Below are 10,942 nucleotides of genomic sequence, written 5' to 3' on the forward strand. Positions count from 1 at the left end.
TTTCGCGAAGGCGCTCTACCCATCCTACGCTTCGGCATTGCTAACGACGGCTGAGCAGAATGCTGTCACTCACTTCCAGTTCGAATTATCTGCATCCCAACGCTGTGCCTTGAACTCCGCCGCGACGGCCGCAACCGCGCCGTTGTCGTCGCGCGGATCGCTCTCTTCATCGGCCGTCGGCGAATCCGCGAGAGCCAGCTTCGCGCCCGAGTTCTCATCCGCGGTTGTTACTGACGGCGTGCTGACCCACAGGATCAGCTTATCCGTCGTGCCGGGCTTGTCGGGAGCGATGATCGCGTTGACCTCGACCGTCTCCGTCAATTCGAGCGCGGGCAGAACCTGACTCGGGCGCTTGAAGGTCAGCTTGAGCTTTCCGGTCTCGTCGTCCCATGACGCGGCGGCAGGTTTGCCCGACATGGTCCTGGCGAGCACATTCGCCAGCGCCGTCGCAACCTTGTCGCGATTGATCTTGTCGCCATCGCGCCAGTCGGCGGCTGCAAAGCGCACGGTACGATCCATGTCGATAGCGCCCGTGGTCCAGCCGACATTGACGACGCCGGGATAGGTCTTGGTTTTGGCGACGAACGTCGCGGCGCGTTCCGGATCGATGGCGAGGCTGATGACCTGCTCGCCGGCGCGCAGTGCATCGCACGATACGGCCAGGCTGTTCAACGCGACCTCGACGCTCTGCCCACGCAGCGTGCGCACGAAATCGAGCGCGGCTTCGAGCTTGATCTTGACCGCGATCGCTTCGGGCGACACTTCGGTGAAATCCTTCGGCGCGGGCGCGATATTGTCGTCGGTGGACTGATTGTCCTGGAATTCCTTCTCGCTCTGATCGGAATTGTCCGAGGAGGTCACGTTGTTGTTGGTCTGACCGACCGAGATCTGCCCCTTGAATTCGAACGTGTCGCCGGTCGGCCGGCGGTTCAGCTTGATGGTCACCGGCAGCTTGTCGACCTGGGTCTGCGTTGCGCCGGTCAGCGTCGAACCGCTGACCGTGAGATTGGCGACGAAGCGATCCTTGCGGTCGCTGCCCTTCTCGGCGGGATAGCAGACATCAAGCGTCGCGGCCGTGACGGCCTTGCCCTGCCGCGTCTCCCGGAGGATCACGTCGGCATTGCCGTTCATGACGCCGTCGATCGAGGTGAAATAGCGCGTCTCGGGGCCTGCCGGCTGGCTCTTCGGCGCGGCTTTCACCTGCGCGAAGGCGTGGTGGACGGTCCCAACCGAGGCGGTGACCGTAAGGCCGAGCAGACAAAGATGAAGCGCGCGCATTTCAAAAGTCCCTGGACGTTATCGACGTGTCTCCGGGCGAATTTATCTGATTCCGCCCATGCGAGATTAATCACGGGATTGAATCAGAACGGCGACCAAGGCGAAAGGCCATAAGTCGCAGGCGCATTGTATCAGGGCAAAAAAGAAGGCCGCCCGGAGGCGGCCTTCGATCACAATGCAGTTGAGCGTGAAAGCAGGGCTTAGAAGCCCATGCCTCCCATTCCGCCCATGCCACCCATACCGCCGCCACCGCCCGGCATCGCCGGTGCAGCTTCCTTCGGCAGTTCGGCGACCATGGCTTCGGTGGTGACCAGCAGGCCGGCAACCGAGGCGGCGTCCTGCAGTGCAGTACGCACCACCTTGGCCGGATCGATGATGCCCTTGGCGACCATGTCGACATAGGTTTCGGTCTGTGCGTCGAAGCCGAAGGTCTCGGACTTCTCGTCCAGGATCTTGCCGACCACGATCGAACCTTCAACGCCGGCGTTTTCGGCGATCTGGCGGATCGGAGCTTCCAGCGCCTTCAGCACGATGTTGATACCGGCCTGCACATCGGCGTTCTCGTTGGTGAGACGGCCGACGGCCTTCTTGGCACGCAGCAGCGCAGTGCCGCCACCGGGGACGATGCCTTCCTGAACGGCCGCACGGGTGGCGTTCAGCGCGTCATCCACGCGATCCTTCTTTTCCTTCACTTCGACTTCGGTCGCGCCGCCGACGCGGATCACCGCGACGCCGCCTGCAAGCTTGGCCAGACGCTCCTGCAGCTTCTCACGGTCGTAGTCCGAGGTGGTTTCCTCGATCTGCGCCTTGATCTGATTGACGCGGGCTTCGATCGCCGGCTTCTTGCCAGCGCCGTTGACGACAGTGGTGTTTTCCTTGTCGATCACGACCTTCTTGGCGCGGCCGAGCATGGCGAGCGTGACGCTTTCCAGCTTCATGCCGAGATCTTCCGAGACGAGCTGACCGCCGGTCAGGATCGCAAGGTCTTCCAGCATCGCCTTGCGGCGATCGCCGAAGCCCGGTGCCTTGACGGCAGCAACCTTGAGGCCACCGCGCAGGCGGTTGACGACGAGGGTGGCGAGGGCTTCGCCCTCGACGTCTTCAGCGATGATCAGCAGCGGCTTGCCCGACTGCACCACGGCTTCGAGCACCGGCAGCATGGCCTGCAGGCTGGAGATCTTCTTCTCGACGAGCAGGACGTACACGTCCTCGAGCTCGGCGGTCATCTTCTCGGCATTGGTGACGAAGTAGGGCGACAGGTAGCCGCGATCGAACTTCATGCCCTCGACGATGTCGACTTCGGTCTCGAGCGACTTGTTCTCTTCAACCGTGATGACGCCTTCGTTCCCGACCTTCTGCATTGCCTGGGCGATCATCTTGCCGATGGCGGCGTCGCCGTTGGCGGAGATGGTACCGACCTGAGCGACTTCAGCCGAAGACGCAACCGGCTTGGCGCGCTTGGTGATGTCCTTGATGACGGCGGCGACGGCGATATCGATGCCGCGCTTGAGGTCCATCGGGTTCATGCCGGCAGCAACCGACTTGGCGCCTTCACGGACGATGGCCTGGGCCAGCACGGTGGCGGTGGTGGTGCCGTCGCCTGCGGTGTCGTTGGTCTTCGAGGCGACTTCGCGCAGCATCTGCGCGCCCATGTTCTCGAACTTGTCCTCGAGCTCGATCTCCTTGGCGACGGTGACGCCGTCCTTGGTGATGCGCGGAGCGCCGAACGACTTCTCGATCACGACATTGCGGCCCTTCGGACCGAGCGTGACCTTGACGGCATTGGCGAGAATGTCGACGCCGCGCAGCATGCGATCGCGCGCGTCTCCGGAGAATTTAACGTCTTTGGCGGCCATGTGATGGTGCTCCAAGTGATGGGAATTTGAAATTAAAACGCTGTCATGGCCGGGCTTGTCCCGGCCATCCATCTTCCTGCGAAGAAGCCAGATGGATGCCCGGATCAAGTCCGGGCATGACGGCGTGTGGGGAGGCTGAAGCGAGTCGCTTAGGCGATCACGCCCATGATGTCCGACTCCTTCATGATGAGGAGTTCTTCGCCGTCGAGTTTGATCTCGGTGCCCGACCACTTGCCGAACAGAACCTTGTCGCCGACCTTGATATCGATCGGGATCAGCTTGCCGGCTTCGTCGCGGCCACCGGGGCCCACGCCGACGACTTCGCCTTCAGACGGCTTTTCCTTGGCGCTGTCCGGGATGATGATGCCGCCCTTGGTCTTCTCGTCGGCGACGATGCGCTTGACGACGACGCGGTCGTGCAGCGGGCGGAATTTGGTCTTGGCCATGGGAGTGTCCCTTTAGGGTTTGCGATTTCGTTGCCATCTCGGAGGCGGGCGGGAATCCAGCCGGAACGCTCAAGGCGGCCGGCTCATTCCCTTAGCAATCGCGCTCCGGGAGTGCTAATTGAGCGTCCGGGAAATATGGCCAGACGCTTTTTGAGTCAAGCGAGGCCTTAAGGCCTTGGTGAGGCCAATATAGGATGATCTGGAAACCATAATGGAGAGTCGGCGTAATTCTGCCGACCTCATTGCGCCGTCAGGTGTTTTGCGCTTGGCTGCCGGGACGGGCAGCCGGGGAATTTGCTCTAGGGGATAATATGATCAGGTCACGCTACGCCCGCACGGTTGCCCATCTGGCGATCGTTTCAACTTTGGCGCTGTCATTGGGCGGGTGCAGCACGTCTGGTGGATTGGGCGGGTTCAGCTTTGGGAACTCGCAGCCGACACCGCCGCCGGAGCCCCCGCCGGCGCCGGAACTGCCAGCCTCGATCCGCTCGGAAGAACTCGTCGGCCGCTGGGGTCTGGCGTCTTACATGAATCCCAACGATCGCGTTCGCACCGAGAATGCCGCGCGCGGCCAGTGCAAGCAGCCCTATATCATCGGCCAGGGCGCCACCGGCGGCGTCATCATGCATCTTGCCGACGAGGCGACGCCGCAGGAACTGCGCCTCAAGGGCTCGCCGAGCGGCAAGAACTATATCGGCCCGCCCGGTCCCGCCGGTGGTGAGAAGGATCGCGAGATCGTCTCCTTCGACGGTCGGATTCTCGTCACGCGCTTCATCGACAAGGACGCTGCGGTTCGCTACGGCAACATGGTCTATGTCCGTTGCGCACCTAAGGCCTGACCTGAGGCGTAAGGCGGGTTCCGCCACTCCCTTGAAGACGTGAGCCCATGCACCGATTGCGCGACCTTGTTTTCGGACCGGGCCGCGCGGTCCTTGTGCTGGCATTCACCCAGATCCTGACCTGGGGCATCCTGATCTATCCACCGGTGCTGACCATGCCGCATGTCACGGCGGCGCATGGCTGGTCGCTGGCCTTCGGCATGGCGGGCTTTTCGCTGGGGCTGATCGTATCGGGACTGCTGTCGCCGGTGGTTGGTGGATTGATCGACCGCCACGGCGGCAATGTCGTCATGGCATCGGGCGCATTGGCCGGTGCCTTGGGTCTCGCTCTGTTTTCAGTCGCCGATCATCCCGCGACCTATCTGGCCTGCTGGGTGTTGCTCGGCGCTGCAATGTCTGCGTCGCTCTACGATCCCGCCTTCGCCACGCTGACGCGTATCTTCGGTGCCTCGGCGCGGCGGCAGATCACCTTCGTGACCTTTGCAGGCGGCTTCGCCTCGACGGTTGGCTGGCCGGCGACCCATCTTCTGCTTGAGGCCGTCGGCTGGCGCGGGACGTATCTGACCTTCGCAGCGATCTTCGCATTTGTCGTTGCGCCGCTTCATGCTTTTGCATTGCCGCGCCACGTCGCCGTCGCGCCTCTGCCCGTGGTGGACGCCGTTGTCGTTCCCCCGCAGGCAACCCTGCGCCCGGAAGGCTGGCCGTTCATCCTGCTGGCGGCGGCGTTCTCGCTTTACAGCTTCATTCTGTCGGGCGTGACCTCGAACCTGCTCGCGCTGCTGGAGCGCGGCGGGCTCAGTGCTGCAACGGCGGTGACCATCGGTGCGATGTTCGGTCCGGCGCAGGTGGCATCGCGGCTGGCAGACTTCATGCTGGCGGGACGCACCCATCCGCTGTGGATCGCGCGCGGGGCGGTGGTGCTCGTGGTATCGGCCTTCGCGATGCTGGCCTTTGCGGGGATTTCGTTTCCGCTGGCGGCCTTGTTCGCTATCGGCTTCGGAGCGGCCAATGGCGTCATGACCATCGCGCGCGGTGCGCTGCCGCTTCTGATGTTCGGCCCGGCGGGGTATGGCCGTGTGATCGGCCGTATCGCGCGGCCGGCTTTGTTCGTGCAGGCCTTCGCGCCATTCGTGGTGGCGTCCGCAGTCGAGACACTGTCCGACCGCATGGTGCTGCTGCTTGGGACCGTGTTGGCGCTGGCGGTGCTGCTCTGTTTCGTGATGATAAAAACGCCGGGCATTGCTGCCCGGCGTTAAACGATCTCTAACTGTAGTCGAAAATTGTCTTAGCCGAACAGCGCGTCGATATCGTCCTGCGAAGCGTGGCCGACGTCGCCGTCCAGCTTCGGGCCGTTGAGCAGCTTGTCGTCTTCGCTGCGGTCATCGACCTTGGCCGGCGCATGCGCCTTGATCTCATCGACGCCACCCCAGATGTCCATCATCGCAGTAATGCGGTTTTCGATGAACTTCATCGTGGTCATCACCTTGCTGATGCGCTGGCCGGTGAGGTCCTGGAAGTTACAGGCTTCGAAGATCGCGACGACGTTATCGCCGATCTCTTCCAGCATCTGCTTCTGCTGATCGGGCGAGGTCACCTTGCCGAGCGCTGTCGATGCATTATCGATGGCTTCGGCTGCGGCGAGAATCTGCTGCGTGGCTTCTTCGGTACCGCCGACGACGGCGCCGAGTTCACCGTTGACCTTCGCCATTTCGTCGCCTTCGAAGCTCTTGCCGTGAAGAACTGCGATTTCCATCTTGGTGCGGGTAATGGCGTCGTGGATCAGATCGAGTTCGATCTTGAGCTTTTCGCACTGCTCGATCTGTGCGCGATAGGTGGCGAGCAGCGCCTGTGCTTCCGCAACCTGCTGATCGGCGGCGGCGCCGACCTGATCTGTCACGGCGTTGCGGGCCGGCGCTCCCATCTGCGCGCGGATCGCGCGGAGCTCAGCCATGATTTCGCGATGCATCGGCATCGGCTCGCTGCTGCCCACCACTTCATTGGGCATAGGCGCGGTACCGAAAACTTCTTCAATGCGAAATCGCTTGCGACGAACAGACATCAGGTCCCCCAACGTTCAATCAATCCCCCATTCGTATACCCATGAGTTTAACGTGAAGTTCACGCGGGAACATCGCACCGATAGCCGATAATCGCTGCGCAAACTGTTAGTTAACCATGGGGCTTTCGCGTTCATTCAAAATAAACGCTACTAAATAGAACTGCGCCGTTTGACGACGTGGTGAATCCAAACGGCGATTGTGTTTACCAAACCGAGGCGATTTTAACCTTAAGTCGGAGTGTGCAAAGCGCTTCTCAGGTGAGAACGCGCACGACGAAACAGTACAGAGTACGTCGATGTTCAGAAAGTTCTCTCTCACGCTTCTTGCCAGCGCATCTTTCATCGCCGCTGGATCGCATCAGGCGCTTGCGGTGGAAGCCGCGGCGCAATTCGCCGAGCCTCCGGTGGTGTATGCGCAGCAGCCGCAGCGCCCGATGCAGCGCACGGCCTATGCCGAACGCTCGCGCATGGGCGGCGGCTTCATCGAGTTTCTGTTCAGTGATGGTCCGGCGCAGCAGGGCCAGCGTTACCAGCAACAGCCGGACTACTCTTACGAGCAGCGCCGCTCGCTGCTGCCGCCGATGGATCCGCAACAGCGCGTCTATCAGCAGGAGGAGACGGCAGATGCCACGCGCCCCGCGCTGGATCCCAAGTATCAACCGCAGATGGTCGAATATCAGGGCAGCGAAAGCGCCGGCACCATCGTCGTCGATACGCCGAACAAGTTCCTGTTTCTGGTGCAGGGCGGTGGCAAGGCGATGCGCTATGGCATCGGCGTCGGCCGGCCGGGCTTCACCTGGTCCGGCGTAAAGACGATCACGGCGAAGAAGGAATGGCCGTCGTGGACGCCGCCAAAGGAAATGCTGGCGCGCCGTCCTGACCTGCCGCGTTACTTGGAAGGCGGTCCGGAGAATCCGCTCGGTGCTCGCGCGATGTATCTCGGTTCGACCCTGTATCGTATTCACGGCTCCAACGAGCCATGGACGATCGGTACCAACGTTTCCTCAGGCTGCATCCGCATGCGCAACGAGGACGTCATCGATCTCTATGGCCGCGTCGGCGTCGGCGCCCGGGTCGTCGTGATCTGATCTTACTTAACCTCTCCCCGCTGTGCGGGGAGAGGTCGGCGCGCAGCGCCGGGTGAGGGGCGGGGCATGCGCTCTCATCACGAAGGGACTGTCGAATCCCACCGTTACGCGGCCGGCCATCTTTTGCTGCTAAAATCCGATCCGATAGTTGAGCGACCGAGGCTCATATCGCGCGATGCCCCTCACCCGTCCGGCTTCGCCGGCCGACCTCTCCCCGTAAAAAACGGGGAGAGGTTTAAGGCTGCGTCGCCCGACAATTATGCCAAATCGCTGTCGTCGGAATCCATGTCCATGGCGTCGTAATCGCCGTCGTCCTGGTCTTGATCCTGGTCCTGGTCGGCATCGGCTTGCGCCTGATCGAACGAGCCGGCGCGGGAGCCGCTGGATGAACCGATATCATTGACGCCGGCCTGATTGCCCAGGTTGCCACCGGACGAATCCGAACCGGAGCTCCACGGGCTCTTGCTCTCGCTGGCATTGGCGGCGTCGCCAAAACCTTGCTGATGGCTGCCGCCCATCATCGAACGGATGCTGCCGAGCAGAAGCGAGCCGCCGACCACGCCGGCTGCGGCTGCCGCTGCGGTGCCCAGAAACGAACCGCCGCCACCAGCCTGAGGTTGCTGCTGGCCGAACTGACCCGGCGCCTGACCTTGGCCGTATCCGCCCTGACCATAGCCACCCTGTGGCTGTGGCTGGCCGATGACCTGCCCGGTGTTCCAGGCAGGACGGCTCGGCTCGGGCGGGCGAACGCTCGGCACGGAGCCGCGCGGCTGGTTCGGGTTCTGACCCTGACCGAACAGGGCGTCTCGCATCGAATCGAGGAAACCGCCCTGAGCAGCCTGTTCGGGGGCGCCGTTGCCTTCTAGTTGCTGGATGCGCTCATGGGCGCGCTTCAGCGCTTCGTCCTGCAGCAATACGGTCTGCACCAGCGCATAGACCGCATTGGGTGCGCGGCGCTGGCCCTGCGCGATGGCGTCGAGCGCGTCCGGATCGCGTGGCGCGCCTTCGACCTTGCTGAGCCGGTCAAAGAGATCGTCAACCAGTTGGCGTTCTTGCGGTGTCATGGCGTCCTCTGTCTTCAAAGCGCGCTTGCTTTGCGCGCTGGAGATGTAGTGACGCTTTGTGTCGCAATAAGTGCCGCCTGGATTAAATTTAGTTATGCGACAAAACGACCGGCAAGCCTTGTCGTGCTTCCTCTTGTCATGCTTCCAGCGCGTAGCGCGCCAGATTGGCCTTCAGCATGTCGAGAATCTGATCCCGTGCCGGATCGCGGGTCCCTCTGACCCACGCCGCGGCGAGCGGAAGCCTGTTCATTGCCGCCATACCCAGCGGCATATAGCGCACGCCGCGTGCGGGCATGCGGGAGGTCCAGCGCGGCACGATCGCCAGTCCGATTTCGGCGGCGACGAGATTGACGATGGTCTGCTTCTCGTCAGCGATCTGCACGACATTCGCCTGCAGCCCGGATTCCGCAAACAGCTTCATCGTCAGGTCATGACTATGCGGCCGCGACCGTCGCTCCGGCACGATTAGCGGCTCGTCGGCGATATCGGCGATCGTCAGATGCGTGCGCGACGCCAGCGGATGGCGTTCGGAGACGGCCACAACGGCTGTCTCGTGAAACAGAAACATGAATTCCAGCCGCTTGTCGGCACTCTCGGGCGGTCGGACGAAAGCGAGATCGAGCCGGCCCGACAGCAGGCGCGGCAGCAGCCGGATCGTCTTGTCCTCATCCAGCTTGATGGCAAGGTCAGGGGCGCGTTCGCGAAGATCGTGAAGCAGCGCCGGCAGAAGCCCGGCGGCGGCGCTGTCGATTGCGCCGACCCGGATCGTGGCTGCACGGGCCCGCACGCGTGCGCGGAAGGATGACGCGATCTGATCCGCGCGGGCGAGCAGGTCGCGCGCCTGTTTCAGAAACTCGACGCCATCATCGGTCAGGGCGACGCTGCGCGTTGTGCGCGTCAGCAGACGTGTGCCGAGATCGTCCTCGAGGAGGCGGATGTAGCGGCCGAGTGCGGACGGCATCATCTCGAGCCGCTGCGCCGCGCGGCCGAAATGCAGTTCGTCCGCCGCCGTCACGAAACAGCGCAACTGGTGCAGATCCATCAAGCCTCCCGATGGCGCCCTCCGGCCGCCTCGGAAGTTATTATATCATTTATTTATATAAACAAACTCGATTGAGCCGGGCGTAGCTCGCCTGCAGGGTGGGGAGAGCCATTTCACCTCAGCAGAGACCTCACCATGCGCGAATATTCCATCGCGGCCATCCCGGCCGACGGGATCGGTCCCGAAGTCATCGCCGCCGGCACCCGCGTGCTCGAAGCCCTGCAGAAGCGCGTCGGCGACGTGACTTTCAATGTCGAGACCTTCGACTGGGGCTCAGCCTATTACCGCAAGCACGGCGTGATGATGCCGGCCGATGGCCTGCCCAAACTCAAGAAATTCGATGCCATCTATTTCGGCGCTGTGGGCGCACCGGATGTTCCCGACCACATTACGCTGTGGGGCCTGCGGCTGCCGATCTGCCAGGGCTTCGATCAATACGCGAATGTACGCCCGACCAAGATCCTGCCCGGCATCACCTCGCCACTGCGCGGTGTCGAAACCGGCGATCTCGACTGGGTGATCGTGCGCGAAAATTCCGAAGGCGAATATGCCGGTTGCGGCGGTCGCGTACATCGCGGGCTGCCGGAGGAAGTCGGTACCGAAGTCTCGGTGTTCACCCGGGTCGGCGTGGTCAGGATCATGCGCTACGCGTTCAAGCTCGCGCAGTCACGTCCGCGCAAGCTGCTCACCGTGGTCACCAAGTCGAACGCGCAGCGCCACGGCATGGTGATGTGGGACGAGATCGCTGACGAAGTGTCGAAGGACTTCCCTGACGTCACCTGGGACAAGATGCTGGTCGACGCCATGACCGTGCGTATGACGCTGAAGCCGCAGAGCCTCGACACCATCGTCGCCACCAATCTTCACGCCGACATTCTCTCCGACCTCGCCGGCGCACTGGCCGGCAGCCTCGGTGTCGCGCCGACGGCGAATATCGATCCTGAGCGGCGCTTCCCCTCGATGTTCGAACCGATCCACGGTTCGGCCTTCGACATCACCGGCAAGGGCATCGCCAATCCTGTCGCCAGCTTCTGGACTGCGGCACAGATGCTCGATCATCTTGGCGAACCGGATGCCTCGGCGCGGCTGATGCGTGCGGTGGAGAAGGTCTGCGAAGCCGGCATCATCACACCGGATGTCGGTGGCAAGGCCACAACGAAAGAAGTGACCGACGCTGTGGTAGACGCGATCCATAGTTCGAACGTCTGACGCGATTTCCGAACGCCCCGGTCTCACCGGGGCGTTCGATTTCAATAATCAAAACAATATT

General features: G+C 62.5%; 10 protein-coding genes. 4 read left to right on the plus strand and 6 right to left on the minus strand.

Features of this window, described 5'->3' with window-relative positions; genetic code table 11:
• Nucleotides 1–69: 69 nt before the first annotated feature.
• The 3 genes from AB8A23_RS28365 to AB8A23_RS28375 all read right to left on the minus strand — a co-directional run bounded on the left by AB8A23_RS28365 (nt 70) and on the right by AB8A23_RS28375 (nt 3,580).
• Nucleotides 70–1,278 carry a hypothetical protein gene (locus tag AB8A23_RS28365; protein WP_439057271.1) on the minus strand — a complete coding sequence of 403 codons (1,209 nt, stop codon included), beginning with the start codon at nt 1,276–1,278 and terminating at the stop codon, nt 70–72.
• A 200-nt stretch (nt 1,279–1,478) separates the two neighbouring features.
• The gene (groL, locus tag AB8A23_RS28370; protein WP_068733597.1) at nt 1,479–3,134 is read right to left on the minus strand and encodes a chaperonin GroEL; all 1,656 of its coding nucleotides are present in this window, start codon (nt 3,132–3,134) and stop codon (nt 1,479–1,481) included.
• A gap of 149 nt (nt 3,135–3,283) precedes the next feature.
• Nucleotides 3,284–3,580, minus strand: coding sequence for a co-chaperone GroES (locus tag AB8A23_RS28375; RefSeq protein WP_089261928.1), 297 nt, complete (start codon nt 3,578–3,580; stop codon nt 3,284–3,286).
• Between the two features lie 311 nt (nt 3,581–3,891).
• On the opposite strand from AB8A23_RS28375, the gene AB8A23_RS28380 reads away from it, so the two are divergent.
• Both AB8A23_RS28380 and AB8A23_RS28385 read left to right on the plus strand, forming a co-directional pair.
• Nucleotides 3,892–4,419, plus strand: coding sequence for a hypothetical protein (locus AB8A23_RS28380; protein ID WP_439057274.1), 528 nt, complete (start codon nt 3,892–3,894; stop codon nt 4,417–4,419).
• A 47-nt stretch (nt 4,420–4,466) separates the two neighbouring features.
• Nucleotides 4,467–5,675, plus strand: coding sequence for an MFS transporter (locus AB8A23_RS28385; RefSeq protein ID WP_439057275.1), 1,209 nt, complete (start codon nt 4,467–4,469; stop codon nt 5,673–5,675).
• A gap of 29 nt (nt 5,676–5,704) precedes the next feature.
• On the opposite strand, the gene AB8A23_RS28390 is transcribed toward AB8A23_RS28385, so the two are convergent.
• Nucleotides 5,705–6,478, minus strand: coding sequence for a protein phosphatase CheZ (locus AB8A23_RS28390; RefSeq protein ID WP_089261924.1), 774 nt, complete (start codon nt 6,476–6,478; stop codon nt 5,705–5,707).
• 296 nt (nt 6,479–6,774) lie between these two features.
• On the opposite strand from AB8A23_RS28390, the gene AB8A23_RS28395 reads away from it, so the two are divergent.
• Nucleotides 6,775–7,566: a L,D-transpeptidase gene (locus AB8A23_RS28395; protein WP_439057277.1), complete on the plus strand. Its 792-nt coding sequence runs from the start codon at nt 6,775–6,777 to the stop codon at nt 7,564–7,566.
• A 257-nt stretch (nt 7,567–7,823) separates the two neighbouring features.
• On the opposite strand, the gene AB8A23_RS28400 is transcribed toward AB8A23_RS28395, so the two are convergent.
• Together AB8A23_RS28400 and AB8A23_RS28405 are read right to left on the minus strand one after the other, a co-directional pair.
• On the minus strand, nt 7,824–8,630 hold the full coding sequence (locus tag AB8A23_RS28400; RefSeq protein ID WP_068733608.1) for a DUF2076 domain-containing protein: 807 nt from the start codon (nt 8,628–8,630) through the stop codon (nt 7,824–7,826).
• Nucleotides 8,631–8,766: 136 nt separating this feature from the next.
• A complete protein-coding gene (locus AB8A23_RS28405) occupies nt 8,767–9,672 on the minus strand; it encodes a LysR family transcriptional regulator (protein ID WP_184513707.1) in 906 nt (301 codons plus the stop codon).
• A 135-nt stretch (nt 9,673–9,807) separates the two neighbouring features.
• On the opposite strand from AB8A23_RS28405, the gene AB8A23_RS28410 reads away from it, so the two are divergent.
• Nucleotides 9,808–10,881 (plus strand): tartrate dehydrogenase, encoded by a 1,074-nt coding sequence (locus AB8A23_RS28410; protein ID WP_115034037.1) that lies wholly within the window; start codon nt 9,808–9,810, stop codon nt 10,879–10,881.
• The last annotated feature ends 61 nt before the right edge of the window (nt 10,882–10,942 follow it).

It is taken from the genome of Tardiphaga sp. 619_E2_N8_4, assembly GCF_051810905.1.
In the GTDB taxonomy this organism is placed as follows: Bacteria; Pseudomonadota; Alphaproteobacteria; order Rhizobiales; family Xanthobacteraceae; genus Tardiphaga; species Tardiphaga robiniae.